Annotated in this window: 22 protein-coding genes; 7 read left to right on the forward strand and 15 right to left on the reverse strand. The window is 71.4% G+C overall.

Features of this window, described 5'->3' with window-relative positions; translation table 11 throughout:
- Positions 1–128: 128 nt before the first annotated feature.
- Positions 129–1,400 carry an ABC transporter substrate-binding protein gene (locus CEB94_RS10205; protein ID WP_175431879.1) on the reverse strand — a complete coding sequence of 424 codons (1,272 nt, stop codon included), beginning with the start codon at positions 1,398–1,400 and terminating at the stop codon, positions 129–131.
- A 122-nt stretch (positions 1,401–1,522) separates the two neighbouring features.
- Here CEB94_RS10205 and CEB94_RS10210 point away from each other — a divergent pair, with 122 nt between their 5' ends.
- Genes CEB94_RS10210 through CEB94_RS10220 form a run of 3 tightly spaced genes read left to right on the forward strand, consistent with a single transcriptional unit; the run spans position 1,523 to position 5,127 of the window.
- Positions 1,523–2,038, forward strand: coding sequence for a PadR family transcriptional regulator (locus CEB94_RS10210; protein ID WP_175431880.1), 516 nt, complete (start codon positions 1,523–1,525; stop codon positions 2,036–2,038).
- Complete coding sequence (locus CEB94_RS10215) at positions 2,035–2,793, forward strand: ABC transporter ATP-binding protein (RefSeq protein ID WP_175431881.1); 759 nt, start codon at positions 2,035–2,037, stop codon at positions 2,791–2,793. The genes CEB94_RS10210 and CEB94_RS10215 overlap by 4 nt, the downstream gene beginning before the upstream one ends.
- A 51-nt stretch (positions 2,794–2,844) precedes the next feature.
- Positions 2,845–5,127 carry an ABC transporter permease gene (locus CEB94_RS10220; protein WP_175431882.1) on the forward strand — a complete coding sequence of 761 codons (2,283 nt, stop codon included), beginning with the start codon at positions 2,845–2,847 and terminating at the stop codon, positions 5,125–5,127.
- A gap of 12 nt (positions 5,128–5,139) precedes the next feature.
- Here CEB94_RS10220 and CEB94_RS10225 read toward each other — a convergent pair whose 3' ends face one another.
- From CEB94_RS10225 to uvrC, 13 genes are all read right to left on the reverse strand, one after another.
- Entirely contained in the window at positions 5,140–6,066 is a 927-nt protein-coding gene (locus CEB94_RS10225) for a hypothetical protein (RefSeq protein WP_175431883.1), read from the reverse strand.
- 105 nt (positions 6,067–6,171) lie between these two features.
- Positions 6,172–7,824 (reverse strand): glucose-6-phosphate isomerase, encoded by a 1,653-nt coding sequence (pgi, locus tag CEB94_RS10230; protein WP_175431884.1) that lies wholly within the window; start codon positions 7,822–7,824, stop codon positions 6,172–6,174.
- Positions 7,825–7,893: 69 nt separating this feature from the next.
- Positions 7,894–9,162: an MFS transporter gene (locus tag CEB94_RS10235; RefSeq protein ID WP_246111763.1), complete on the reverse strand. Its 1,269-nt coding sequence runs from the start codon at positions 9,160–9,162 to the stop codon at positions 7,894–7,896.
- A gap of 123 nt (positions 9,163–9,285) precedes the next feature.
- Entirely contained in the window at positions 9,286–9,621 is a 336-nt protein-coding gene (locus CEB94_RS10240) for an RNA polymerase-binding protein RbpA (RefSeq protein WP_003957010.1), read from the reverse strand.
- A 208-nt stretch (positions 9,622–9,829) separates the two neighbouring features.
- The gene (gene secG, locus CEB94_RS10245) at positions 9,830–10,066 is read right to left on the reverse strand and encodes a preprotein translocase subunit SecG (protein ID WP_175431885.1); all 237 of its coding nucleotides are present in this window, start codon (positions 10,064–10,066) and stop codon (positions 9,830–9,832) included.
- A 95-nt stretch (positions 10,067–10,161) separates the two neighbouring features.
- A complete protein-coding gene (tpiA, locus tag CEB94_RS10250; protein ID WP_175431886.1) occupies positions 10,162–10,953 on the reverse strand; it encodes a triose-phosphate isomerase in 792 nt (263 codons plus the stop codon).
- A gap of 6 nt (positions 10,954–10,959) precedes the next feature.
- On the reverse strand, positions 10,960–12,171 hold the full coding sequence (locus tag CEB94_RS10255) for a phosphoglycerate kinase (RefSeq protein WP_175431887.1): 1,212 nt from the start codon (positions 12,169–12,171) through the stop codon (positions 10,960–10,962).
- A 142-nt stretch (positions 12,172–12,313) separates the two neighbouring features.
- A complete protein-coding gene (gene gap / locus CEB94_RS10260) occupies positions 12,314–13,321 on the reverse strand; it encodes a type I glyceraldehyde-3-phosphate dehydrogenase (RefSeq protein ID WP_175431888.1) in 1,008 nt (335 codons plus the stop codon).
- 227 nt (positions 13,322–13,548) lie between these two features.
- A complete protein-coding gene (locus CEB94_RS10265; protein ID WP_175431889.1) occupies positions 13,549–16,503 on the reverse strand; it encodes a M14 family metallopeptidase in 2,955 nt (984 codons plus the stop codon).
- A 151-nt stretch (positions 16,504–16,654) separates the two neighbouring features.
- Positions 16,655–17,644 (reverse strand): DNA-binding protein WhiA, encoded by a 990-nt coding sequence (gene whiA, locus CEB94_RS10270; protein WP_175431890.1) that lies wholly within the window; start codon positions 17,642–17,644, stop codon positions 16,655–16,657.
- Entirely contained in the window at positions 17,635–18,729 is a 1,095-nt protein-coding gene (locus tag CEB94_RS10275) for a gluconeogenesis factor YvcK family protein (protein WP_175431891.1), read from the reverse strand. The genes whiA and CEB94_RS10275 overlap by 10 nt, the downstream gene beginning before the upstream one ends.
- On the reverse strand, positions 18,726–19,685 hold the full coding sequence (gene rapZ, locus CEB94_RS10280; RefSeq protein WP_175431892.1) for an RNase adapter RapZ: 960 nt from the start codon (positions 19,683–19,685) through the stop codon (positions 18,726–18,728). Before rapZ ends, CEB94_RS10275 begins: the two co-directional genes overlap by 4 nt.
- Positions 19,682–21,757, reverse strand: a complete 2,076-nt coding sequence (gene uvrC, locus CEB94_RS10285; RefSeq protein ID WP_175431893.1) for an excinuclease ABC subunit UvrC — start codon at positions 21,755–21,757, stop codon at positions 19,682–19,684. The genes rapZ and uvrC overlap by 4 nt, the downstream gene beginning before the upstream one ends.
- A 253-nt stretch (positions 21,758–22,010) precedes the next feature.
- On the opposite strand from uvrC, the gene CEB94_RS10290 reads away from it, so the two are divergent.
- The 4 genes from CEB94_RS10290 (at position 22,011) to CEB94_RS10305 (ending at position 25,469) form a co-directional block, all read left to right on the forward strand.
- Positions 22,011–22,172, forward strand: coding sequence for a hypothetical protein (locus CEB94_RS10290; protein WP_175431894.1), 162 nt, complete (start codon positions 22,011–22,013; stop codon positions 22,170–22,172).
- A 259-nt stretch (positions 22,173–22,431) separates the two neighbouring features.
- Positions 22,432–23,379: a hypothetical protein gene (locus tag CEB94_RS10295; protein WP_175431895.1), complete on the forward strand. Its 948-nt coding sequence runs from the start codon at positions 22,432–22,434 to the stop codon at positions 23,377–23,379.
- Between the two features lie 141 nt (positions 23,380–23,520).
- Positions 23,521–24,564, forward strand: a complete 1,044-nt coding sequence (locus CEB94_RS10300; protein ID WP_175431896.1) for a LacI family DNA-binding transcriptional regulator — start codon at positions 23,521–23,523, stop codon at positions 24,562–24,564.
- Positions 24,561–25,469 (forward strand): carbohydrate kinase family protein, encoded by a 909-nt coding sequence (locus CEB94_RS10305; RefSeq protein ID WP_175431897.1) that lies wholly within the window; start codon positions 24,561–24,563, stop codon positions 25,467–25,469. Before CEB94_RS10300 ends, CEB94_RS10305 begins: the two co-directional genes overlap by 4 nt.
- A gap of 33 nt (positions 25,470–25,502) precedes the next feature.
- On the opposite strand, the gene CEB94_RS10310 is transcribed toward CEB94_RS10305, so the two are convergent.
- A complete protein-coding gene (locus CEB94_RS10310) occupies positions 25,503–26,372 on the reverse strand; it encodes a helix-turn-helix domain-containing protein (RefSeq protein WP_175431898.1) in 870 nt (289 codons plus the stop codon).
- Positions 26,373–26,454: the final 82 nt, after the last annotated feature.

Consider the following 26,454-nt stretch of genomic DNA (forward strand, 5'->3'; position numbering starts at 1 on the left):
GGGTGTCAATGAAAAGGCAGAAGCTACCGACAGGTTGAGGCGCCATACCGGGACTTATCGGGTGCAATAAAGCAAGATGAGACCCCGGCGTTACCTAACAAGTAAGTAGCAGGGGGCTGCCGAGCGCGCTAGCGACGCGAGATGAGCGCGAGCTCTCGCGCCAGCCGCCGCACCGCCGCGGCGGGCGTCTGGTGCCCCGCCATCGCGTCGTGCACGACCGCCTGCACGACCAGGCTGACCTGGTCGTAGCGCGGGCTCTTGGGACGCGGCTCGGCCGCGAGCACACTCGTCCGCAGGGTCGGCAGGTACGGGAACCTGCGGATGAGCGCGGGGTCCTCGTAGAGGCCGGCCCGGACGGGCGGCAGCGCGCCCCGGGTGAGGACCTGGCGCTGGACGCGCTCACTGGTCAGGTACGCGATCAGGCGGGCCGCCGAGTCGGGGTGCCGCGTGTGCGCGCTGACAGCCAGGTTGGAGCCGCCCAGGACGCTCGTACCCGGCCCGTCGGGCCCGGGAAGCGGAACGGCGCCGACCTTCCCGGCGACCTTCGAACCGGGGGCGGAGGCACCGACGTAGGCGTACGGCCAGTTCCGCAGGAAGAGCAGCCGGCCGTCCTGGAAGGCCTGCTTGGACTCCTCCTCCTTGTACGTCAGCGCTTCCCTGGCGATCCAGCCCTCGCGCACTCCGCGCGCCAGGAACCCGATGCCCTCACGGGCCGCCGCCGAGTCGACGGTGACGCGCTCGCCCTCGTCGCCGAGGATCGAGCCGCCCGCCGAGTAGACGGCCTCGGCCGCGTTCACGGTGAGGCCCTCGTACGGCAGGAACTGTCCGGCGTAGCCGTCCAGGCCGTGCTTCGGGGCGATGGTCTTCGCGTACCGCTCCAGCTCCGCCCAGGTGCGCGGCGGCTCGACGCCCTCCTTCGCGAGGACGTCCTTGCGGTAGAGGAGCAGGCCGGCGTTGGTGACGTAGGGGACGGCGTAGAGCTGCCCGTCGTAGGTCGCCGTGTCCACGACCGGCTGAAGGAAGGTCTTCAAGGGGAAGCGGTCCCTGGGCAGGGGCCTGATCCAGCCCGCCGCGGCGAACTCCGGGGTCCAGTTGACGTCGATGTTGAGCACGTCGAACCGGCTGCGGTCGCCGTCGCGCAGGTCGGTGACCATCTGCGCCTGGGTCTCGTCGGCCGAGTCCGGCAACTCGACGAGGGTGACTTTCTCGCCGGGATGGGTACGATTCCAGCCCTCCAGCAGAGGACCCAGGTAGCCGGTGAGGTCTCCGGCGGTGGCCAGGGTGAGGGGGCCGCGGCCGCCCTCCGAGGGCTCGCCCGCCTGCGCTCCGGCGGCGACGTAGCCGGTCAGAACCACGACGAGAACGAGAAGGCCCCTACCCGCGGCATGGATCCACCGCATAGGTTCCTCCCTGTACACCGGCGCTGGGCACCCTTGCCCGGAATCAGAGGCCATGTATACCTGTTAGGTATGGGCGATACTAGGGCCTGGAGCACATTGGACCGGACAGGAGGACTGCACGCGTGCGCCTGCCCCTCCTGGCCCTCCTCGCCCGCGGGCCCGCCCACGGCTACGAGCTCAAGCAGGACCTTGAGCAACTGCTGGGCTCCGCGTACCCTCAGCCGAACGTCGGCCAGATCTATGTGACCCTCGGCCGCCTCGAGAAGTCGGGACTGATCGAGGGCGAGGACGTGGCGCAGTCCAGCCGGCCCAACAAAAAGGTCTACCACCTCACCGACGCCGGGCGGGAGGCGCTGCGCGCCTGGTTCGAGGAGCCCGAGGACGAGCCGCGGGTGCGGGACGATTTCTTCATGAAACTGGCGCTCGCTCCGCAGACCGGTCTCGCCGAACAGATCACCCTGATCAACCAGCAGCGGCGCCAGTATCTGAACACCATGCGGCAGCTGTCGAAGCTGGCCGCCGCCGAAGACCGCGACAACCGCATCGCCCAGCTGCTGATCGAGGGCGCGATGCTGCACCTGCAGGCCGACCTCGACTGGCTGGAACGGTGCCAGGAAGAGCTGGAGGAGCTGGAGTGAGCGACGACCGTCCCGCTCCCGTGCTGCGCGCCGAGGGGCTGGTGAAGACGCACCACGGCGAGGGCGCCCCGGCGCATGCCGTGCGCGGGGTCGACCTGTGCGTACGGCAGGGCGAGTTCGTGGCGATCACCGGCCCGTCCGGCGCCGGCAAGTCGACGCTGCTGCATCTGCTCGGCGGGCTCCAGAGACCGGACGCCGGCCACATCTGGCTCGACGGCGAGTCCACCGACACCTACGGCGAGGCCCGCTGGGCGGTGGAGCGCAGAAAGCGGATCGGGATCGTCTTCCAGTTCTTCAACCTCGTCTCGAACCTGTCCGTCGCCGACAACGTGGAGCTGCCCGCGCTGCTCGCCGGGACCCCGCCGAAACAGGCACGCGCCGAGCGCGCGGCGCTGCTGGCCGAGCTGGGCCTGACGGGCAAGGAGCGCAGCATGCCGGGCGAGCTGTCCGGCGGCGAGCAGCAGCGCGTCGCCCTGGCCCGGGCCCTGGTCAACCACCCGCCGCTGCTGCTGGCCGACGAGCCCGCGGGCAGCCTCGACAGCAAGGGCACCCGCGAGGTGATGCGGCTGCTGTCCCGCTTCCACCAGCGCGGCCAGACGATCGTGCTGGTCACGCATGACGCCCGGCTGGCGAGCGCCGCGGACCGGGTCATCAGCTTCTTCGACGGCCGGATCGCCGACGACGCGGAACTCGACGGCGGCACCACTGCGCCGCGCCGCGCCGGCATATCCGGTGTGCTGGAGCTCAAGGACTGACATGAGGGTGTACGACGGCTGCCCCGCGCCCGGGCCGAGAGGCTGAGGCCCGTGCGAGCCACCCTGCGCTGGGCGCACTCCGATCTGCGCACGCACCGCGGCGAGGCGCTGTTCCTCGTCCTCGCCACCGCGGGCATCGTCGCCTCCCTGCTGCTGGCCACGGCCCTGTTCGGCTACGCGACCAACCCCTGGCAGCGTGTCTTCACGCAGTCGCACGGCGCGCATGTGTGGCTGCACACCGAAAGGTCGGCCGACACCGGGAAACTGGCCGGGCTGGACGGCGTCGCCTCCGTCACCGGTACCTACCCCACCGCCTCCACCACGGTCTCCTCCCGCGGCAGCCGCGCCTCCGTCGAACTGCGCGCCACTGTCGAGCGGCCCTCCACCGGCCGCCCGCCGGTCGTCTCCGGCCACTGGCTGGACCCCGCGACACCGAACGGCGTGGTCCTGGAGAGCCGCCTCGCCCGCGCCCTGCTGGCCGAGCCCGGCGACACCCTCACCGTGCCCGGCACCGCCCGCGAGCTGACCGTCGTGGGCCTCGCCGACAGCGCAGAGCCGCGCTACCGGCCCGGTGAGCAACCGGGCCTGGTATGGGCCCTGCCGTCGGCCGTGCCGGACCCGGGCGGCCAGGTGACAGGGCTGCGGCTGACGGACCCGGGCGACACCTCCTACGTCGTCCAGCGTGCCGTGACCGTGCTGGGAACCGGGGCGATCGACGAGGTCTCCACCTGGCAGCAAGCCCGGGCCGAGGCCCAGGGCGACAACCGGCTGCTCGGTCAGGTGCTGGGCCTGTTCGGGCTGGGCGCGCTGGTCGCGGCCGGGCTCGCCGTGCACGGGGCGATCGCCACCCGCATCCGCGGACACCTGCGCGACCTCTCCGTCCTGAAGGCCATCGGCTTCACCCCCGGCCAGGTGGTCCGGATCTTCCTGCTCCAGCACCTCGCCTACGCACTGCTGGGCGCCCTGGCCGCCGCCGGTCTCGCCGAGGCCCTGGGCAGCCGGATCCCGGGGCGGCTCGGGGACGCGGTCGGGGTGTGGCAGGGGCTGCCCGGGCACACCGTGGCACTGCTCGTGGTCCCGGTGGGCGCGGTGCTGTTCATCGGCGCCACCACCGGGCTGGCCGCCTGGCGGGCCGGACGCGTGCCGCCGGTGCCGGTGCCGAGACCCGCCGCGACCTCGGGCGGACGGCTGTCCGGCCTGGCGCGCCGGGCCCTCGGCGTACGGATCGCGCCCGCGCTGGTGCTGGGCTGGCACAAGGCGTTCACCCGCCGCCCCCGCTCCCTGGCCACCGTCGCCCGCCTCACCCTGCCGCTGCTGCTGATCGTCGTCGCGATGAGCGCCTGGAGCACCATCGACCGCTTCCACAGCGAGCCCGAGCAGGTCGGCCTGCCCACGTCGCTCAGCGTCCGTGCCGACGCCGGACGGAGCGAGGAGCAGATCCGCACGCTGCTGGAACGCGACCCGGAGGTGGCCGCCGCCTACCCGGGCGTCGAGACGGCCGCCCTGGGTCCGAGCCAGACGGCGACCATCGCGCTGCGCGGTCTCGGCACCCACCGGGACCCCTACCCCCACACCCTCGCCGAGGGCCGGCCCGCCCGCGGTGCCGACGAGGCCGTGGCCGGGCAGGGGCTGCTCGATCTGCTCGACGCGCGGGTCGGCGACTGGGTCCGGATGACCGTCGGCGACCAGCCGCTGATCCTGCACATCGTGGGCCGCAGCATCGAGCCGGAGAACGCCGGCCGGGTCATCTCCACGTCCCTCGACACCCTCCGCGCGAACGACCCGGGGCTGCGCCCGACCCTCTACGAGCTGCGCCTGGACCCCGGCGCCGACCCGCGGGAGGTCGCCGACCGGATCGCCACGGCCGGGCGCGGTCACCTGGACGTGCACACGGTGGCCAACCCGGCGGACGGGCTGTCCCCGCTGCGCGCGGTCGTGGCCGGGCTGATCGCCGTGCTCGCCCTCATCGGGCTCATCGAGCTGCTGACCGCGATCGGCGGCACCGTCCGCGAGAGCGAACGGGACCTGCTGGCCCTGAAGGCCATCGGCCTGTCCCCCCGGCAGATCACTGCGATCACCGTCACGGCCACCGGCCTCACGGCGCTGGCGGCCGTCCTCGCCGCCGCTGCCCTGGGGCTGCCGCTCGCCCACTGGCTGATCGACGCCCAGGGTCGGTCCAGCGGCGTCGGCGCGGGCATCGCCCAGGGCCCCTCCGCCATCCTGATGGTGCCGCTCGGGGCGGCAGCCGTCCTCTGCGCCGCCGCGCTGGCGGCCGTCCCCGCGGCCCGGTCCGCCCGACGGCGCCTCGCGGACACGCTGAGCGCGGTGGCCTGACCTCGACGCCGATCAACCGCCGTTGGGGACCTGCGGGTGGTACGGCGGCTGCGGGTGCGGGGCATACGGGTGCTGCGGGTGCGGGGCGTACGGGTGCTGCCCGCCCGGCGCGTAGGGATGGCCGTACGGGTTCCCCTGCGGTGGCAGGTACGGCGCCCCCGCCGGAGGCATCGGCGGAACCGGCCCGGGTGCCGGTGCCTGCGTCGCCGGATGGGCCTTCAGCCGGATCCCGTACCGCCGCTTCAGCCGCCCCATCTCCAGCAGCGCGAGGGCGGTGACCGTCAGCGGCGCTCCCAGGATGAAGACGATCCCCAGGGTGAGGCTGAGCCCGTGCAGATCACCGGTGACGAGGTCCGGAACGGCCATCAGCCAGCTGGTCACCACGGCGAGCAGCGGCGGCAGACCGCGGTGCACGGCGGCCGTGCCGAAGAAGTTGCCGGAGACCCGCACCGCTCCGTAGGCCGTGAAGATGAGCATCCACATCATCGTCAGGCCGACCGCCAGGATCATCACCACGCTGCCGGCCGCGTTCGTCGTCCGCACCAGCACCAGCAGCGCAGCGACACAGCCGACGAACAGCAGGAGCAGCTTGAGGGAGTTGAGGAGCGGCACCCGCAACTGCCGTACGGTGCCGCCGCGCCGCCAGACCCAGAGCATCGCCCCGACCGTCAGCGGGGTGAGGAAGAGCAGGACGACGGAGGCCGTCATCGCGTTCTCCAGCAGCTCTGTGAAGTCGAAGCCGCCCTCGATGAAGGTGTAGACCCCGAGGGACGCGACCGCCCCGGCCACGACGCGGAACCTCTTCAGCCGCTCCACCGACGGATCGAGCGGCTGCGGAATCCACGCGGGGTGGAACACCGCCCGCGCCACGTCCTGGGGTTTGAGCAGCGACCGGGCCGTCAGTGCGCCGCCGGTCCAACTTCCGCGTGTGCGTGCCACTTCGCGCTCCCCCGAGCACTCGCCGTGATGATCGACCGGGAGTCTACGGGAAGCGGACGGTGCGCTGCCGCCCGCCTTCCCGCCCGGCTTCCCGTCCGGCGCTCGTCACTGCCGGCCGCGCAGCTCCCGGTACGTGGCGACCAGCGCCTTGGTGGAGGCGTCCAGGCCCTCGACCTCGGCGCCCTCGGTCAGCGCGGGCTCGACGCGCTTGGCGAGGACCTTGCCGAGTTCGACGCCCCACTGGTCGAAGGAGTCGATGTTCCACACCGCACCCTGCACGAACACCTTGTGCTCGTAGAGGGCGACCAGCTGACCGAGGACGGACGGTGTCAGCTCGGGCGCGAGGATCGTGGTCGTCGGGTGGTCGCCCTGGAACGTCTTGTGCGGCACCAGTTCCTCCGGAACGCCCTCGGCCCGCACCTCCTCGGGTGTCTTGCCGAAGGCGAGCGCCTGCGTCTGGGCGAAGAAGTTGGCCATCAACAGGTCGTGCTGCGCCTTCAGCTGCTCGCTCAGCTCGCCGACCGGCCTCGCGAAGCCGATGAAGTCCGCCGGGATGAGCTTCGTGCCCTGGTGGATGAGCTGGTAGTAGGCGTGCTGCCCGTTGGTGCCCGGCGTGCCCCACACGACGGGCCCGGTCTGCCACTCCACGCCGTGCCCGTCACGGTCCACCGACTTGCCGTTGGACTCCATGTCGAGCTGCTGGAGGTAGGCGGTGAACTTCGACAGGTAGTGGCTGTAGGGCAGCACCGCGTGCGACTGGGCGTCGTGGAAGTTGCCGTACCAGATGCCCAGCAGGCCCATGAGCAGCGGCACGTTGGACTCGGCCGGCGCGGTCCGGAAGTGATCGTCGACGATGCGGAACCCGTCGAGCATCTCGCGGAAGCGGTCCGGGCCGATGGCGATCATCAGGGCCAGGCCGATCGCGGAGTCGTAGGAGTAGCGGCCGCCGACCCAGTCCCAGAACTCGAACATGTTGGCCGTGTCGATGCCGAACGCGGCGACCTTCTCGGCGTTGGTCGAGAGCGCGACGAAGTGCTTGGCGACGGCGGACTCGTCACCGAGCGCGGCCAGCAGCCAGGAGCGCGCGGACGTGGCGTTGGTGACCGTCTCGATGGTGGTGAAGGTCTTGGAGGCGATGACGAACAGCGTCTCCGCCGGGTCCAGGTCCCGGATCGCCTCGTGCAGGTCGGCGCCGTCCACGTTCGACACGAAACGCACCGTCAGCGAGCGGTCGGTGAAGGCGCGCAGCACCTCGTACGCCATCGCGGGGCCGAGGTCGGAGCCGCCGATGCCGACGTTGACGATGTTCCGGATCCGCTTGCCGGTGTGGCCCGCCCACGCGCCCGAACGCACACGGTCCGCGAAGTCCGCCATCCTGTCGAGCACGGCGTGCACGTCCGGCACCACGTTCTCGCCGTCGACCTCGATCACCGCGTCCCGCGAGGCGCGCAGCGCGCTGTGCAGCACGGCCCGGTTCTCGGTGGTGTTGATCTTCTCGCCGCGGAACATGGCGTCCCGGAGCCCGAAGACGTCGGTGGCGGCGGCCAGTTCGCGCAGCAGCCGCAGGGTGTCGTCGGTGACGAGGTGCTTGGAGTAGTCGACGTACAGATCGCCGACCCGGAGGGTGTACGCGGTGCCGCGGCCGGAGTCGGCGGCGAACAGCTCGCGCAGCCGGACTTCGCCCAGCTCCTCGCGGTGCTTGGCCAGTGCCGTCCACTCGGGCCTCTGGTTGAGCCTGGTACGGCCGTCTGCGTTCATCTGGGACTTCGACCTTCTTTCCTGTCCTGCCTGCGTACCTTGCCCCGCTGCCGGTCCCAACCTAGTTGATCAGCGCGGGACGTCGGCTGTCGTGGCGCCGTCCTGCGGCCCGACCACAGATACGTTCACCGTGAGCACGGGTATCAGCGCGATGACGGCGAGGACGAAGAAGGCGGCCGTGAGCAGGGGTGGGGTGTTCGGCCCCCAGGCGGCGGCGACGGCGCCGCCCAGCAGGGCGCCGAGGGGCACTCCGGCGAAGGCCAGGGTCCGGAAGGCCGAACTGACCCGGCCCAGGAGTCCGGCGGGGCTGCGCTCCTGCATGAGGGTCGTGGTGTTGACGTTCCACACCATGCCCATGAGTCCGAAGACGGCCAGCGCGCCCACCAGCACGGCCAGGCTGCGTACGGTGCCCATGACGACCAGGAGCGCGGTCTGCACCGAACCGGCGAGCAGCACCGACCGGAGCCGGCCGAGGCGTGCCACCAGCCGGCCGTTCACCACTCCCCCGGCCAGGCTGCCCAGGGTGAAGGCGGTGCCCGCCGCCGCGTATCCCGCGGGGCCCGCACCGAGCCAGTCGGTGACGAGGACGACCAGCATGGCGAGCTGGGTGCCCATGCCGATGTTGCACAGGGCCGTGGCGGCACACAGGGCGCGCAGGGCGCGGTCGCGCCACAGGGTGCGCAGTCCCTCCGCGATCTCCCGGCGCAATGTGCTGCCCGCCGGTCTCGGCTTCCGGTCGGGCCCGGCGGCCGGCAGGGAGGCGATCAGTACGGCGGCCACGAGGAAGGTCACGGCGTCGGCCGCGAACGGCACGGCCGTCCCGGTTGCCAGCAGCAGCGGCACAACGGGGCCGCCGAGCAGGCCGCCGGCGATGCGCTGGCCGGTCATCAGCCGGGCGTTGGCGCTGCCGAGCGCGTCCCGCTCGACGAGGGCGGGCAGCAGTGCCGTGGCAGCGTTGTCGAAGAGGGTCTGGAGGGTGGTGAGGGCGACGGCGAGCACGATGAGCAGGCCGATCGAGGCGTGTCCGAGCGCGACGGCCACCGCGAAGGCGGCGACCAGCAGCGCACGTGATACGTCCACCATCCACATGGCCCGCCGCTGGTCCACGCGGTCGGCGACGGCCCCGCCGAGCAGGCCGAAGACGATCCAGGGCAGATAGCCGCAGGCGGTGACGGAGGCGATGAGCAGCGGATCGTCGGTCAGGGTGACGGCCAGCAGGGGAAGCGCGGCAGTCCGCAGTGCGTCGCCGAAGCTGGACAGCACGGCGGCGCTCCACAGCCGCCCGAAGCCCCCGCGCCACGAGGGCGCGCGCATGCTCAGCGCCTCGACCGTCGCCACCGCTCCCCCTCATGGTTCGTCCGATGCACAAACCGTAGAGGGCACCACTGACAACCGGTCGGCGCCGAAGGCGGGAAAGCAGCTCCGTCCGGGCACCTGCTGGTGCCCGGCCGGTCTCGACTTCTAGATCTCGCCCCGCAGTTTGGCGAGCGCCTCGGCGAGGATCGCCTCGCCGTCCGCGTCGCTGCGCCGCTCCCGTACATACGCCAGGTGCGTCTTGTAGGGCTCGGTGCGCGGCGGGTCCGGGGGGTTGTCCCGGTCCTGGCCGGCCGGGAATCCGCAGCGGGGACAGTCCCAGGTATCGGGCACCTGCGCGTCGCTGGCGAAGCTCGGCTGGGTCTCGTGTCCGTTGGAGCACCAGAAGGAGATGCGCAGCCGCGGCGCGGACTCGCCGCGCTCGGCCTCGCCCATCGGCCCCGCCCCGACCCGGCTTCCCCGGATCGCGTTGCCACTTGCCACGGTTGTAACTCCCTGCGTGATGGTGCCGCGAAGCGAGTCGGCGTTCCGCTTCGCTGCGAGCGCCTCAGTCTACGTAAGGCCCAACGCGCGTCCAGTGATTGGAGTTACAACCCTCACACCTAGACGCAAGCCCCATGATAGGCGGCGCTCAGCTGCGCGTACCGAACATGGGGCCTTACGTACGAGTTCCGTGCGGATTGCGGCTCGGTCAGTTGTTCACCTTCATCAGGATGCCGAGCACGATGATGCACGCGAACCATCCCAGACCGATCACGACGGTGATCCGGTCGAGGTTGCGCTCGGCGACCGAGGAGCCGCCGACGGAGGACTGCATGCCGCCACCGAACATGTCGGAGAGACCGCCGCCCTTCCCCTTGTGCATCAGCACCAGCAGCATCAGCAGCAGGCTGAAGACGATCAGGGCGATGGAGAACCCCAGAACCACGGCTGGACCAACTTCCTCGGATGCGGATGGACGACGCGGGGCCCAGCACAGAGCTGGACCCCGCAAGGGTACGACGGATCGCCGCTACGGCCTACTCACTGGTCACGGAAGCGCACGATCTTGACGAACTCGTCGGCGTCCAGGGAGGCGCCGCCGACCAGGGCCCCGTCGATGTCGGCCTGGGACATGATCTCCGCTACGTTGCCGGCCTTGACCGAGCCGCCGTACTGGATGCGGATCTTGTCGGCCAGGTCCTGCGAGTACAGCTCGGCGATCTTGCCGCGGATCGCCGCGCAGACCTCCTGGGCGTCCTCGGCGCCGCAGACCTTGCCGGTGCCGATGGCCCAGACGGGCTCGTAGGCGATCACGACGGTCTCGGCCTGCTCGGCGGGGAGGTCCTTCAGACCGCCCTCGACCTGGGCGAGGGTGTGGGAGACGTGGTTGCCCGCCTCGCGGACCTCCAGCTCCTCGCCGACGCACAGGATCGGGGTCAGGCCGTGCTTGTAGGCGGCCTTGACCTTCGCGTTCACCAGCTCGTCGGTCTCGGCGTGGTACTGGCGGCGCTCGCTGTGGCCGATGGCGACGTACGTGCACTTCAGCTTGGCCAGCATGGGGCCGGAGATCTCGCCCGTGAAGGCACCGCTGTCGTGCGCGGAGATGTCCTGGGCGCCGTACTTGATCTTGAGCTTGTCGCCGTCGACCAGGGTCTGCACGGAGCGCAGGTCGGTAAAGGGCGGCAGGACGGCGACCTCGACGGCCTCGTAGTCCTTGTCGGCCAGGGCGAAGGCGAGCTTCTGCACGTGGGCGATGGCCTCGAGGTGGTTGAGGTTCATCTTCCAGTTGCCCGCCATCAGCGGCGTGCGCCCGGAAAGATTGGATGGAGCCATAAGGGGTCAGTCCTCCAGTGCGGCGAGGCCGGGGAGCGTCTTGCCCTCGAGGTATTCGAGGGAGGCGCCGCCACCGGTCGAGATGTGGCCGAATGCGTTCTCGTCGAAGCCCAGGATGCGGACGGCCGCGGCGGAGTCGCCACCGCCGACCACCGTGAAGGCCTGGGAGTCGAGGAGAGACTGGGCGACCGCCTTGGTGCCCTCGGCGAAATCGGGGTGCTCGAAGACGCCCATGGGGCCGTTCCAGAAGACGGTGGCGGCGTCGACGATCTTCGAGGCGTACAGCTTGCGGGATTCGGGGCCGATGTCCAGCCCCATCTGGCCGGCCGGCATGGCGTCCGCGGCGACGGTGGTGGGCCGGGCCGGAGACTTGGTCTTGAGGTCCGGGAACTCCGGCGCGACCACGACGTCCACGGGCAGGACCAGTTCGACGCCGTTCTTCTCGGCGCGCTCGATGTACTCCCGGACGACCGGGAGCTGGTCTTCCTGGACCAGGGACGTGCCGATCTCGTGGCCCTTGGCCTTGAGGAAGGTGAAGACCATGCCGCCGCCGATGAGCAGACGGTCGGCCTTGGCGAGCAGCTGGTCGATGACGGCGAGCTTGTCGGACACCTTGGCGCCGCCCAGGACGACGGCGTAGGGCCGCTTGACGTCGTCGGTGAGCTTCCGCAGGACGCCGACCTCGGTGGCGATGAGGTGGCCGGCGTAGTGCGGCAGCCGGGCCGGGAGGTCGTAGACGGACGCGTGCTTGCGGTGCACCGCGCCGAAACCGTCGCCGACGTAGACGTCCGCGAGGGCGGCGAGCCGGTCGGCGAAGGCGCCGCGCTCGGCGTCGTCCTTGCTCGTCTCACCGGCGTTGAAGCGCAGGTTCTCGACGACCGCGACCTGGCCGTCGGCGAGGCCGGAGACGGTGGCGCGGGCGGACTCGTCGACCGTGTCGGTCGCGAAGGCCACGTCCGAGCCGAGGAGTTCACCGAGGCGCGCGGCGGCAGGGGCGAGGGAGAAATTCGGGTCCGGGGCGCCCTTGGGGCGGCCGAGGTGGGAGGCGACGACGACCCGGGCGCCCGCGTCGGCGAGGGCCTTGACCGTGGGCAGCACCGCGCGGATGCGGCCGTCGTCGGTGATGCGCGTGCCGTCCAGCGGCACGTTCAGGTCGGCGCGGACGAAGACCCGCTTGCCCGCGACCCCTTCGGTGAGGAGTTCGTCGATCGTCTTCATGAGGGGACTCCTGAAAGAGCTCGTGATCGCTCGTAAGCGCTCGTGATCGAACAGCTCTGATCTGTACGTGCGTCAGGGCTCGGACGGCGCGTCCTCGCGCCGCCCGAGCCCTGCACTCACATGGACGTGCCTGCTCGGTTGATCAGAGCTGGTTGCCGACGAAGACCGTAAGGTCCACGAGGCGGTTGGAGTAGCCCCACTCGTTGTCGTACCAGCCGATGACCTTCACGCTCTTGCCCTCCTGGACCATGGTCAGGGAGGAGTCGAAGGTGCAGGACGCCGGCGCGTTCACGATGTCGGAGGAGACGATCGGGTCCTCGGTGTACTCGAGGATGCCCTTGAGCTCGCCCTCGGCGGCCTTCTGGAAGGCGGCGTTGACCTCTTCCTTCGTGACCTCGCGGGAGAGCTCGATCACCAGGTCGGTGACGGAGCCGGTCGGGACCGGGACGCGCATGGCCATGCCGTCCAGCTTGCCCTTGAGCTGCGGCAGGACCAGCGCGGTGGCCTTGGCGGCGCCCGTGGTGGTCGGAATGATGTTCTCGGCGGCGGCACGCGCGCGACGCAGGTCCTTGTGCGGGAAGTCCAGGATCCGCTGGTCGTTGGTGTACGCGTGGACCGTCGTCATCAGGCCCTTGACGATGCCGAAGTTCTCGTCGAGCACCTTCGCCATCGGCGCCACACAGTTGGTGGTGCAGGAGGCGTTGGAGATGACGTGGTGGCTCGCCGGGTCGTACGTGTCCTGGTTGACGCCCATCACGATGGTGACGTCCTCGTCCTTGGCCGGAGCCGAGATGAGGACCTTCTTCGCGCCACCGGCGATGTGCTTCTCGGCGTCGGCCTTCTTGGTGAAGATGCCGGTCGACTCGATGACGATGTCGACGCCCAGCTCGCCCCACGGGATGTCGGCGGGGTTGCGCTCGGCGAGCACCTTGATGGTCTTGCCGTCGACCGTGATCGTGTCGGCGGTGTGCGTGACCTCCTGCTTGAGGCGGCCCAGAATGGTGTCGTACTTCAGCAGGTGGGCGGTGGTCGCGGTGTCACCCAGGTCGTTGACAGCCACGATCTCGATGTCTGCACCCTGCTCCAGCAGCGCGCGGAAGTAGTTGCGACCGATACGACCGAAGCCGTTGATGCCTACGCGGATCGTCACGAACCGATCTCCTCGTTGGTACGCCGGCCATGAGGTGCCGGCGAGCTCTGTTTGGGATGTCCCCGACCGCCTACGACCCTACCTCTCTGAAGCACCGCTGGTGACATCCAGATGCCCCATACACGGCAGGGCGGTCCGTACCCGCCAGTAGGGGTACGGACCGCCCACGGCCGAGAGAAGGATCATTCGATTTCGCTACCGGGCGAGTTCCCCGTTGACCAGGGATGTCACCCGTCCAGGGAAGCGAGTGCCTTCCTCATCAGTGCGGCCCGGTCGGCCGCCGCGGTGACGTGCTCCAGACCGAAGCCCAGCAGCACGGTGTCGTCCGTGGTGACCGCGCCGTACGTCTGGAACAGGGCGCCGGTGCGTGCCCAGTCCTTGAGGACGGCCGGGCTGCCCCCGGGTGGTCCGGCGACCTTCCAGGCGCCGAGTGAGGTCTCGAAGCCCTCGGTCTCCTTCGCCGTGCCGCCGACGACGAGCGAGGCGTCGTCGGCGAGGACGCCGTGCCCGCCGCTGCCCGGGTCGGTGACGTAGCTGATCGAGACCTCGACCGTCTTGCCGGCGTAGGCGCTCAGGTCGAAGTTCATCTGCTGCCAGCCGTTGGATGCGCCGGTGAGGCTGTTCCACGTGCCGGTGGTGCCGGTCGCGGTGCAGCCGTCGTCCGCCACGGTCAGGTAGTGCTTCAGCCAGGGGTGCCCGTTGACGTAGAACCCGCCCTGGCACTCCGTCGGCACGGCGTTCCTGGTGGCGCCGCCCGCCTCGGGAAGGGTCGTCCAGTCGTCGGCGCCCGTGGTGTGGGCCTCGACGATGGCGTGGTCGTAACCGGACTCCGTGTCCCACAGCAGCTGGGTGCGCAGGGTGGGCTGGTCGGCCGCCGCGGTACCGGTGAGGTCCACGGTGCGGGTGAGGCGCTTGTAGGCGTCGTCGGTGTGGACGGCGGCGGCCATCGAGGAGCCCGCGTACGGGCCGTACGGGTTGACCGTGCCGGCGAACTGCCCGGCGCCCTTGCCGGCGAACTGCGGGAACCGGTCGGCGGGCAGTTCGTCGGAGGTGACGCTGTAGGTGCCCGCCCTGTCGAGCGGGTTGCCGGGCGCCGCGCTCAGCGGGCTGGTGACGCCGCCCAGCTCGCCGGAGCCGGTGAAGCCGGTGGCCCCGGGGGTGGCGGTGCGGGTGTAGGCGCCCAGGTAGTACTGGCTGAAGTCGTTCGACAGCGCGCCGCCGCCGAGGTCGACGTTGCCGCCGGCCTGCTCACCGGCCTCGATGAGCCGGCCGCCCTCGTTGAGGAAGGCCCGCAGCTGGAGCTGGGTGGCCACGCCCGGGATGCTCGCGCCCGTGTGGTGGACGACGGTGTCGAAGTGGCTCAGCACGCCCAGCGCGTCCGGCGCGCCCTGCTTGGCGACGTCCCAGACGACCGCCTTGCGGCCGCTCGCCTTGAGCGCGTCGACGTACGTCTGCGCGTGTGTGGCGGCAGCGCCCTCCTCGGCCACCACGAGGGTGTTCGCCCGGGGCCGCTCGGCGACGGTGTAGGTGAAGCGCTCGCTGGAGACCTTCTTGCCGTTCTTCGTCTCGCCGGTGAACCACACCTCGACCTTGTCGCCCGGCTCGCCGTCCTTGACCTTGGCCCGGTACTCGTCGAAGTAGAGGTTGTCCTCACCGCCGTAGGTCTCGCCGCCCTTCCAGGGCTTGAGCGCCATGTCCAGGGTGCGGCCGCCGTTGACGCGGTACTTGAGTTCCTTGTCGCGCACCGCCTTCCGTACGACGACGGAGACCTCCTGGTCGGCGCCGCGGGAGTACGACGTGCCGAACGCGGCCGGGGTGAAGTCCGCGGCCTTCAGGCCGACCGACGAGGAAGGCCGGTCGGGGTGGGCGGCGGACTCGGCGACGGAGAGCGCGAACGGGACGTTCTTCGTGAACTCCTGCTGGATCAGCTTCTCGTCGTCCGGGAAGGTGAAGACCGACTGGCAGTCGGACGCCTTCCACTCGTCGTTCGGGTCGAGGTCCGAGGCGCTCTGGCAGGTCGACATCTCGGGGGTGAACATCGCCAGGCCGTTGACGTTCGCCGCGTGGCCGTCCGCCTCACCGTTGGTGGTGTACAGCTCGGAGGAGAGCTGCGGGTGGTAGCCGGGGACCGCGGAGTTCTCGGGCGTACCGGCGAGCGCCTCGTACAGGACGTCGTCCGGGGTGTGTGTGGCCACCTGCCAGCCGACTCCGTAGAGGAGGAGCTCGGCGGCCGAGTGGTAGTTGATGCCGTACGTGAAACCGATCCGCTTCTGGAAGGCGTCCAGAGCCTGGGTCTCGGGCTCGGAGTTGGGGCCCGCGCCGCGGTAGGTCTGGCTGGTGGGGTTGGGGGACGAGCCCTCGTCGTCGTAGCCCCACTTGTAGGCGAAGTTGCGGTTGAGGTCGACGCCGTCGCCGGTGGTGATGGTGCCGTCGCCGTTGACGTCCCGCAGGTTCTTGCGCCACTGGCGGTTGTCGGGGTCGGCGAAGGTGAAGTCGTAGCCGTCGGGGTTGGCCGACAGCAGGAACCACAGTTCGGTGGAGTCGACGATCTTCTTGACGCGCCGGTCCTTCTTGTAGCCGTCCAGGTAGTGGTGCATCAGGCGCCGGGTCATCTCCGGCGTGATCCACTCGCGCGCGTGCTGGTTGGACATGTAGAGAACGGAGGGCTTGGAGCCGTCCTTCGTCTTCTTCGCGCCCTTGGTGAGCTTCAGCGCGAGGATGTCCTGGCCCTCGATGGTCTTGCCGATGGAGACGACCTTGGTGAGGTCCGGGTTCTCCCGCGCGGTCCGCAGAAGCTCCTCCCGCAGGCCCCCCTTGCCGCTGTACGGGCGGAACACGCCCTGGGCGGCGGCCTTCGCCCGGGCCTCGGCCCGACTGGAGAGCTCGTGCTCGGTGAGGCGGACGCCCTGCTTCTCCAGCTTCTTCGCCTGCTGGTCCGTCAGATAGACCTCGACGGTCGCGGTGCCCTTCTCGGGCACCCGCTCACTCAGTTCGTGGCCGTCCTGGCCGGCCGCCAGCAGCAGGGGTACCTGCTGCTGGGTGACCTCGGCGCGGAAGACCTTGACCTCGTCCGGGTCGGACGCGGTCGAACGCCCCGGTTGTGCCTGGGCGATGGGTGCGAAGCTCGCTCCGCCGATCAGGAGCGCGCCGACGGCGAGGATCGATCTCGCTCTTCGTCTCATGAACCCCCCTAGCGTGGGTCCGCCACAGCAGCGAACAGATGCCAGGCTCATGACAGACCATGATCGAGTCAAGGGTGCCTCAGCGACACGCAAAAGCCGGTGCCGGTCACCCAAGTGGGCTCCGGCACCGGCTTCCTGACGCTGTGTGGGATCAGCCCACCAGGTTGTCGGCCAGCTCCTCGCTGAGGTTGGCCTCCGTGCCCGGGATGCCGAGGTCGGAGGCGCGCTTGTCGGCCATGGCCAGCAGGCGGCGGATCCGGCCGGCGACCGCGTCCTTGGTCAGCGGCGGGTCGGCGAGCGCGCCCAGCTCCTCCAGGGAGGCCTGCTTGTGCTCCATGCGCAGCCGGCCGGCGGCGGCGAGGTGCTCGGGCACATCGTCGGCGAGGATCTCCAGGGCGCGCTGCACCCGGGCCCCGGCGGCGACGGCCGCGCGGGCCGAGCGGCGCAGATTGGCGTCGTCGAAGTTGGCCAGCCGGTTCGCCGTGGCGCGCACCTCCCGGCGCATCCGGCGCTCCTCCCAGGCCAGCACCGACTCGTGCGCGCCGAGGCGGGTCAACAGGGCGCCGATCGCGTCACCGTCCCGGACGACGACCCGGTCCACGCCGCGCACCTCGCGGGCCTTCGCCGGGATCGACAGCCGGCGGGCGGCGCCGACCAGGGCGAGCGCCGCCTCGGGGCCCGGGCAGGTCACCTCCAGGGAGCAGGAGCGGCCGGGCTCGGTGAGCGAGCCGTGCGCCAGGAAGGCGCCACGCCAGGCGGCCTCGGCGTCGCAGGTGGCCCCCGAGACCACCTGCGGGGGCAGGCCGCGGATCGGGCGGCCCCGCCCGTCGACCAGGCCGGTCTGGCGTGCGAGCTGGTCACCGCCCGCCACCACCCGCACCACGTAGCGCGAGCCGCGGCGCAGCCCGCCCGGAGCCATCACGATCAGTTCGGAGCTGTGGCCGAAGATCTCCAGAATGTCCCGCTTGAGACGGCGGGCCGCCATCGCCGTGTCCAGCTCTGCCTCGATCACGATCCGACCGCTCACCAGGTGAAGGCCGCCGGCGAACCGCAGAATGGCGGAGACCTCCGCCTTTCTGCAGCAGGTCCGGGTGACGGGGAGCCGGGAGATCTCGTCCTTCACCGCTGCCGTCATCGCCATGGGCCGATCCTTCCATGCATCCGAAAAATACGGTCGTACGCGGCGGCCAACAGCTCCGGGTCGTGCCTCGGGGTTCCGTCGGGTCCGGCCACCGGCGCCAGCTCGACCGCGGCTCCGAACCGCTTGGCGGCATCGGTCAGGGAGTCACGGTCGGGCACGGCGGCCTCGTCGGCCAGCACCACGTCCAGGGCGAGTTTAGGGGCGTGTCGTCCCAAAACCTCCAAATGACGCTGCGGGGAGAATCCCTCGGTTTCTCCGGGCTGCGGCGCGAGGTTCAGGGAGAGCACCCGGCGGGCCTTCGTCTGCGTGAGCGCGTCCAGCAGCTCGGGCACGAGCAGATGCGGGATGACCGAGGAGAACCAGGAGCCGGGACCGAGCACCACCCAGTCCGCGTCCAGGACGGCCGCGACTGCCTCGGGCACGGCCGGCGGGTCGTTCGGCACGAGGTGCACGGACTGCACCTCGCCCGGGGTGAGGGCGACGGTCGCCTGGCCGCGGACCGTGTCGACCGCCTCCGGGCGCGCCGGGTCGTGGCCCTTGACCAGGGCCTGGAGCTCCAGCGGCACGGCCGACATCGGCAGGACGCGGCCCTGGGCGCCCAGCAGCCGTCCGACCAGGTCGAGGGCCTGGACATGGTCGCCGAGCTGCTCCCACAGGGCGACGATCAGCAGATTGCCGACCGCGTGCTCGTGCAGGTCGCCCTGGGACTGGAAGCGGTGCTGGATGACCCGGGCCCAGGTCTGGCCCCAGTCGTCGTCGCCGCACAGCGCGGCCAGTGCCTTGCGCAGGTCGCCGGGCGGCAGCACGCCCAGCTCGTCGCGCAGCCGGCCGCTGGAGCCGCCGTCGTCGGCCACAGTGACGACGGCGGTGAGGTCGCCGGTGATCCGGCGCAGTGCGGCGAGCGAGGCGGACAGGCCCATGCCGCCGCCGAGGGCGACGACCTTGGGCTGGGTACCGCGACGGCGTGGTCTGCCGCCCCGGGCCTCGGCGGGCCGGCCGCCCTTTCCGCCGGGGTCGCCCTTGCCGCCGTTGCCCTCGGGCACCACCCGGCGCAGCCGGCTCAGCCGCGGAGTACGTCGTGTCATTCGCGTCCCATGTCCCGGTGTACGACCACCGTCTCCACGCTCTCGGCGGCGAGCCGGGCGGCGAGCTTCTCCGACATGGCGACCGAGCGGTGCTTGCCGCCCGTGCAGCCCACGGCGATGGTCACATAGCGCTTGCCCTCACGGCGGTAGCCGGTGGCGACCAGTTGGAGGAGCTCCGTGTAGCGGTCGAGGAACTCCTTGGCACCGGGCTGGTTGAAGACGTACCCGGCGACCTCGTCGTTGAGGCCGGTGTACGGGCGCAGCTCCGGGACCCAGTGCGGGTTCGGCAGGAAGCGGCAGTCGACGACGAGGTCGGCGTCGACCGGCAGGCCGTACTTGTAGCCGAACGACATGACCGTGGCCCGCAGCTCCGGCTCCTCCTCTCCGGCGAACTGGGCGTCCATCTTGGCGCGCAGCTCGTGCACGTTCAGGCTGGAGGTGTCGATGACCAGATCGGCGTCACCGCGCAGCTCACGCAGCAGCTCGCGCTCGGCGTCGATGCCGTCGACGATGCGGCCGTCGCCCTGCAGGGGGTGCGGGCGGCGCACCGACTCGAAGCGGCGGACCAGGGCCTCGTCGGAGGACTCCAGGAAGACGATCCGCCGCGTGACGTTCTTCGCCTCGAGGTCGGCGAGGGATTCGCGCAGGTTGTCGAAGAAGCGACGGCCGCGCACGTCGACGACGACGGCGATCCGCGCCACATTGCCCTGGGAGCGGGCGCCGAGCTCCACCATGGTGGGGATCAGCGCGGGCGGCAGGTTGTCGACGACGAACCAGCCGAGGTCCTCCAGGCACTTCGCCGCCGTGGAGCGTCCCGCTCCGGACATGCCGGAGATGATCACCAGCTCGGGGATGGCCGCGTCCGGGACCGGGGTCTTCTCGTTGGGCGTGCCCGTACTCACCTGTGCTCCGTCTCCGGCTTGCTCTTGTTGCCCGTCGTGCTCGTTCACATTCATGTCTCCTGCCCCCGTCGTTCGTCCGGGGCGCCCAGCGTCACGGGTTCCCCACTGGAACCCATGGTGCCGGGTTCCTCTTCCATGATCTCTCCAGTCGCCGTGTTGACGGCGGGTGCGGCCGGGGCCGACCGGGCGAGGGCCACGGCGATCGTCTCGGCCGTCTTGCGGCCTATGCCGGGGACCTCGCAGATCTGGTCGATGGTGGCGGATCGCAGTTTCTTCAACGAACCGAAGTGCTTCAGAAGTGCCTGCTTGCGCGTGTCCCCGAGGCCGGGGACGTCGTCCAGGGGGCTGGAGCGGAAGCGCTTGGACCGCTTGGTGCGCTGGTAGGTGATCGCGAACCTGTGGGCCTCGTCACGGACGCGCTGGAGCAGATACAGGCCCTCGCTGGTGCGGGGCAGGACCACCGGGTCGTCGTCGCCGGGCAGCCAGACCTCCTCCAGGCGCTTGGCGAGGCCGCACACGGCGATGTCGTCGATACCGAGCTCGTCCAGGGCGCGCCGGGCGGCGGCGACCTGGGGGGCGCCGCCGTCGACGACCACGAGCTGGGGCGGGTAGGCGAACTTCTTGGGGCGGCCGTCGTCCTCGGTGGGGCCGGTCCCGACGATCTCGCCGTTCCTGTCGGTCTCAGGGGTCTCGGCGTTCTCGCCGTCGGTCCACTCGCCCGTCTTCTCCTTCTCGGCGAGATAGCGCCGGAAGCGGCGGGTGACCACCTCGTGCATGGAGCGGACGTCGTCCTGCCCGGCGAAGCCCTTGATCTGGAAGCGGCGGTACTCGCTCTTGCGGGCGAGCCCGTCCTCGAAGACCACCATGGACGCCACGACGTCGTCACCCTGGAGGTGGGAGATGTCGTAGCACTCGATCCTGAGCGGGGCGCTGTCCAGGTCGAGGGCGTCGGTGATCTCCTCCAGGGCACGCGAGCGTGTGGTCAGGTCGGAGGCACGCTTGGTCTTGTGCAGCACGAGCGCCTGCTGGGCGTTGCGCTGCACGGTCTCCATGAGGGCCTTCTTGTCGCCGCGCTGCGGGATGCGCAGGGAGACGTTCGAGCCGCGTCGGCCGGTGAGCCACTCCTGGACGGGCTCCACGGGGTCGGGCAGGGCCGGGACCAGGACCTCCTTGGGGACGGCGTCGCCCGTCTCCTCCCCGTACAGCTGCTGCAGGGCGTGCTCGACGAGGGCGCCGGTGGTGATCTCCTCCACCTTGTCGGTGACCCAGCCGCGCTGGCCGCGCACGCGTCCGCCGCGCACGTGGAAGATCTGGACGGCCGCCTCCAGCTCGTCCTCGGCGACCGCGATCAGGTCGGCGTCGGTCGCGTCGGCGAGCACGACCGCGTTCTTCTCCATGGCCTTCTTCAGGGCCCCGACGTCGTCGCGCAGCCGGGCCGCCCGCTCGTACTCCATCTCCTCGGCCGCCTCGCCCATCTGTTTCTCCAGGCGGCGGATGTACGTGTTCGTCCGGCCGGTCATGAAGTCGCAGAACTCGTCGGCCAGTTCCCGGTGCTCCTCGGCGGAGACCCGGTCGACGCAGGGCGCCGAGCACTTGCCGATGTAGCCGAGGAGGCAGGGGCGGCCCGTGCGGGCGGCGTTCTTGAAGACGCCGGCCGAGCACGTGCGCACGGGGAAGACGCGCAGGAGCAGGTCGACCGTGTCCCGGATGGCCCACGCGTGCGCGTACGGCCCGAAGTAGCGCACGCCCTTCTTCTTGTGACCACGCATCACCTGCACGCGCGGGAACTCCTCGTTCATCGTCACCGCGAGGTACGGGTAGCTCTTGTCGTCGCGGTACTTGACGTTGAACCGGGGGTCGTACTCCTTGATCCAGGAGTACTCCAGCTGGAGCGCCTCGACTTCCGTGGACACCACCGTCCACTCCACGGACGCGGCTGTGGTGACCATGGAGCGGGTGCGCGGGTGCAGGCCCGCCAGGTCCTGGAAGTAGTTCGCCAGGCGCTGGCGCAGGCTTTTCGCCTTTCCGACGTAGATCACCCGGCGGTGCTCGTCACGGAACCTGTAGACCCCCGGCGAGTCGGGGATCTCACCCGGTTTGGGGCGGTAGCTGGAGGGGTCGGCCATGTCTCACACCCTACTGGCGAGCACCGACAGTCCGGCGCGGCCACGGGACAGATCACGGCCCCGGCGGGAGGGCAGATTCCAACGGCATGTCCCGCCCCGGGGTTACGGCCACCCCGGAGCGGGAATGGGGCTCACCCACGGGACACGGCGACGTCCGGCGGACGGAGTCCGTCCCGGTGCAGGCACAGGTTGTCGGTGCGGACCGTCGTTCCCGGTGCGGAGCGGACGGGCCACGGGTCGGAGGGCTGCGCACATGAAGCAGATGCGGATCGAGAAAACCCGGCGGGCGGCCCGTGCCCGCCGGTACACGGACGAGCCGTTGGCGCTGCGCGACGCCCTGGACCCGCGCGATCCCGACATCGCGAGGGCCAAGCGCCTGGCCCTGCGGGAACAGCGCGGAAGCGACCGCTCCTAGAAGCACACCTCCACCGCGAACGCCCGGGGCGCACGCCCCGGGCGTTCGCATGTCCGGACGGAGCCGGCGGGAGCACGTACGTCACTGTCCGGCATCAGGTGTTGTCGGGACCAGGTCAACACGCTTCAATGCGGGGGAACTCAGGGCCCTGAACGACGGCGTACGGATGTGAAGACCTCCCCCGCGCCGGCGGGACGGCCCCGGGCGGCCCGCGCCGACGGTCTGACCAGCCGTCGCCGACTCACAGAGAGGCCCCTGCATGCCGCACGCCCCACAGCACGCGGACGTCGCCACCGCGGAACTGGACTCGGCCCTGCGAGGCGGCCCCTTCCACGCCGCCCTGCGGGCAGCGATCGCCGCCCGCGGGCTGCCGCTGCAGCGTGTGCAGCACCATCTGTCCCGCCACGGTGTGAAGGTCGGCGTCACGAGCCTGAGTTACTGGCAGCAGGGCGCCCGGCGTCCGCAGCGTCCCGAGTCGCTGCGGGCCGTACGCGCGCTGGAGGAGATCCTGGAGCTTCCCGAGGAGTCGCTGATCCGGCTGCTCTCCGAGTCCGGAGAGGGACCGTCCGGGGTGCGGTCCGCCGCCCGCTCCTACCGCTCCCTCGTCGAGGCGTCCGGGGTCCTGGACCAGTTGCTGGCCGAGCTGGGCTGCCCGCCGGACGGTGGCCTGCACACCCTCGGCCACCACGAACGGCTCCGGATCGGGGCGCGGCGCGAGCTGGCCGAGCGCGAGTCGCACCACATCGTGCGCGCCCACCGGGACGGCATCGACCGCTTCGTGGCCGTCCACCACGGCGACCGGGGGGCCACGCCCGAGCGCATGCGGGTGCACGCCCTGGAGAACTGCCGTACCGGGCGGGTCCGTTGGCACCGCGACACGGGAGTGCTCGCGGCCGAGCTGCTCTTCGACACCCGGCTGCGGGCCGGGGACACCTTCCTGTTCCGCTACGGCGTGGAGGACGGCACGGCGGGCGTGTCACGCGAGTACGTCCGCGGCTTCGACGCCCCCGGCGGCCAGTACGCCCTCCAGGTGTGCTTCGACGCGGCGGCCCTGCCGGTGCGCTGCCACCGCTTCGCCCAGCACTCGGCCGCGGCGCCCCGCAACGGCTGCCAGGACCTGGCGCTGAGCGGCAGGCACCGGTCGGTCCATCTGGTCGAGCCACGGGTGCGGGCGGGGTTCCTGGGGATCGGCTGGGACTGGGAGTAACCGCACGGATCTGGATCTGCCCTCCTGTCTGACCTTTCCCTGGACGCGCGGTCGGACGTAAGCGTTTGCGCAAGCGTTTACGTCTGCCGCCGGATGCGATACGTTCCCCGCCAGGAGACCGACGGAGGAGGCGGGAGCGGCATGGCGACCATGGCCGACGTCGCGCGCAGCGCCGGTGTCTCCGTGGCGACGGTCTCGCATGTGCTGAACGGCACCCGTCCGGTGCTGCCGCACACCCGGCAGGCGGTCCTGGACGCCGTGGAGGAGCTCGGCTACAGCACGAACACGCTGGCCCGTTCCCTGGTGACGGCCCGTACCCGGTCCATCGGGCTGGCGGTGTCGGCGATCAGCAACCCGTACTTCACGGAGATCCTCCAGGGCGTCGAGGCCGCCGCGCTGGAGGCCGGCTACAGCCTGCTGATCGCCGATCCGCACGACGACCCGGAGCACGAGCGCAAGGTCGTCCGGCTGCTGCACGAGCGCCGGGTGGACGGCATGATCGTCGCGCCCTCCGCCGATCCGCGCGGGCTGCTCGCCTACCTGGGGCGGCACGACGTACCGGCCGTGTTCCTGGACCGGCTGGTGGACGCGGCCGGGACGGACGGTGGTCCGCGCTTCGACCAGGTGTGCGCCGACAACGCCGAACCGACGTCCCGGCTGGTCACCCATCTCGCCGGCCTCGGTCACCGGCGGATCGGGCTGGTGGCGGGGAGGCCGGGGCTCAGCACCACGAGCGAGCGGATCACCGGCTACCGCAGCGGTCTCGCGTTCGCGGGGCTGGCGTACGACGAGCGGCTGCTGGTGCACGGCGACTCGCAGTCGGCCGGCGCCGAGCAGGCCATCGAGGCCCTGCTGTCCCTGGGCGTGCCGCCCACCGCGCTGGTCACCGGCAACAACGCCATGACCATCGGGGTGCTGCGTGCCCTGGGCGCGCACGGCCTGTCCGTGCCGGGCGACATCGCCCTGTGCTGCTTCGACGACTTCGCCTGGGCGGACCTGTTCTCGCCCCGCCTCACCGCGATCGCGCAGCCCGCCAGGGACATCGGCGCCCGGGCCGTCCGCGTGCTGCTGGAGCGTCTCGCCGAGCCGGACCGGCCCGCCCGGACCGTGCGCCTGCCCTCTGCCTTCGTGCACCGCACGTCGTGCGGCTGCCCCAGCCCGTCCGAGGAAGGAATGTCGTCGTGATCGTCGTCGCCGGTGAGGCACTGATCGACCTGGTACCGCAGGGCAGGGGTGCCCTGGCGGCGCTGCGGCCCGCGCTCGGCGGCGGCCCGTTCAACACAGCCGTGGCGCTGGGCCGCCTCGGCTCCCCCGCCGCCTTCTGCTCCCGGGTGTCGTCCGACGCCTTCGGAGAGGCTCTGCTGGACCGGCTGCTCGAGACCGGGGTCGGCGTGTCCTCGGTGCAGCGGGGCACCGAGCCGACGACCCTCGCCGTCGCCACGGTCGGCGCGGACGGCTCGGCGGCTTACTCCTTCTACGTCGACGGGACGGCGGACCGGCTGTTCGAGGCGCCCTCGGCGCTGCCGTCCGGCACCCGCGCGGTGTCCTTCGGCACCTGCTCGCTGGTGCTGGAGCCGGGGGCGAGCGCGTACGAGGAGCTGATGCGCCGGGCGGCCGCGCAGGGCGTGTTCACCGCACTGGACCCGAACATCAGGGCCGGGCTGATCCCGGACGCGGACGCCTACCGGGCGCGGTTCAAGAGCTGGCTGCCGTCGGTGTCGCTGTTGAAGCTGTCCGCGGAGGACGCCGAGTGGCTGGGCGGGACGCCTCAGGAGTGGCTGGCGGCCGGTCCGGCGGCGGTGGTGATCACCCGGGGCGGCGACGGGCTGACCGCCTTCACCGCCGACGGCGGCGAGTACGCAGTGCCGGGCGAACGCGTGGCGGTCGTGGACACGATCGGCGCGGGCGACACGGTCAACGCGGCCCTGCTGCACGGGCTCGCGGTACGGGACGCCCTCAGCGCCCGGGCGCTTTCCGGGCTGGGCCCCGGCGGCTGGACGGAGCTGCTGGGCTTCGCGGCCCGCGCGGCGGCGATCACCTGCTCACGGGCCGGGGCTGAGCCGCCGTACGCGCACGAGCTGGAGGGCTGACACGGACGGAAGCCCCCACAGCGGCCGGGGGCCTCAGCCGGTCTCTCCCATCGTCACCGCCCGCAGCGCGCCGGGGCGCCGGCCGTCGAGGCGGTCCAGGGCGGCGGCCGTGGCCTCGTCCTCGGGCAGGTGGATGATGAGCTGCTGCCCCTCGCCGGGAAGCGCGAGCGTCTCGAGCAGCAGCCGCAGGGGACCGGCCTCCGGGTGCTCGATGTGCTGGGAGCCCGTCCGCCTCGGTGCCATGGCCAGGTCGGCGAACCGGTCGGTGAAGTCCGCGCCCGCCGTCACCGTCAGCTCGTCGGCCAGCTCGGCGAGGTACGGGTCCCTCAGGGGGACGTTGTGCCGGAGCCGGGCGACGAGGTCGTCGGCCACCCGGCCCCAGTCACGGTAGGCGCTGCGTGCCCGCTCGTCGGTGAACAGGTACCGGAGCAGGTTGGGCCGCTCGCCATCCAGCAGGCCGAGGGGGCCGACCAGCCGTTCGTACCCGGCCGTGTGGGCGAGGACGTCGCCGATCCAGTTGACCACCAGTGCGGGAGTCGGCTCCAGGCGGTCCAGTACGGCCCGTACGGTGGGGCGCGCCGCGCGGCTGAGCGGCGGGGCCGCCGCGCAGACCAGCGGGTCGCCGCCGTCCGCCTCCTTGGTCAGGCGGCGCAGCAGCATCCGGTCGCCGAGGGAGAGGTTCAGGGCGTCGGCGAGGGCGCCGAGCACCTGGGCGGAGGGGTTGCGGTCGCGGCCCTGTTCCAGCCGGGTGAGGTACTCGACGCTGACGCCGGCGAGTGTGGCCAGTTCGGCCCGCCTCAGGCCCGGGGTCCGGCGCCGGGGGCCTGCGGGCAGACCTGCCTCGGCCGGGGTGACGGCTTCACGCCAGGTGCGCAGGAACGTGCCCAACTCGTTGTCGCTCACCTGCCGAACGTACAGCGCCCCGGGGCGCGGAGGGTGGCCCCGTCACTACCAGGCTCCGGCCGGTCTCCCTTCCGGGCCGCGC

It is taken from the genome of Streptomyces hawaiiensis (assembly GCF_004803895.1).
GTDB lineage: Bacteria > Actinomycetota > Actinomycetes > Streptomycetales > Streptomycetaceae > Streptomyces > Streptomyces hawaiiensis.

Excerpts from the sequence above, each read along its gene's own strand:
- CEB94_RS10205 (WP_175431879.1), bottom strand. The coding sequence starts at position 1,400 with ATGCGGTGGATCCATGCCGCGGGTAGGGGCCTTCTCGTTCTCGTCGTG.
- pgi (WP_175431884.1), bottom strand. The coding sequence starts at position 7,824 with ATGAACGCAGACGGCCGTACCAGGCTCAACCAGAGGCCCGAGTGGACG.
- tpiA (WP_175431886.1), bottom strand. The coding sequence starts at position 10,953 with ATGGCTCCATCCAATCTTTCCGGGCGCACGCCGCTGATGGCGGGCAAC.
- CEB94_RS10255 (WP_175431887.1), bottom strand. The coding sequence starts at position 12,171 with ATGAAGACGATCGACGAACTCCTCACCGAAGGGGTCGCGGGCAAGCGG.
- CEB94_RS10265 (WP_175431889.1), bottom strand. The coding sequence starts at position 16,503 with ATGAGACGAAGAGCGAGATCGATCCTCGCCGTCGGCGCGCTCCTGATC.
- whiA (WP_175431890.1), bottom strand. The coding sequence starts at position 17,644 with ATGGCGATGACGGCAGCGGTGAAGGACGAGATCTCCCGGCTCCCCGTC.
- CEB94_RS10275 (WP_175431891.1), bottom strand. The coding sequence starts at position 18,729 with ATGACACGACGTACTCCGCGGCTGAGCCGGCTGCGCCGGGTGGTGCCC.
- rapZ (WP_175431892.1), bottom strand. The coding sequence starts at position 19,685 with ATGAATGTGAACGAGCACGACGGGCAACAAGAGCAAGCCGGAGACGGA.
- uvrC (WP_175431893.1), bottom strand. The coding sequence starts at position 21,757 with ATGGCCGACCCCTCCAGCTACCGCCCCAAACCGGGTGAGATCCCCGAC.
- CEB94_RS10290 (WP_175431894.1), top strand. The coding sequence starts at position 22,011 with ATGAAGCAGATGCGGATCGAGAAAACCCGGCGGGCGGCCCGTGCCCGC.
- CEB94_RS10295 (WP_175431895.1), top strand. The coding sequence starts at position 22,432 with ATGCCGCACGCCCCACAGCACGCGGACGTCGCCACCGCGGAACTGGAC.
- CEB94_RS10300 (WP_175431896.1), top strand. The coding sequence starts at position 23,521 with ATGGCGACCATGGCCGACGTCGCGCGCAGCGCCGGTGTCTCCGTGGCG.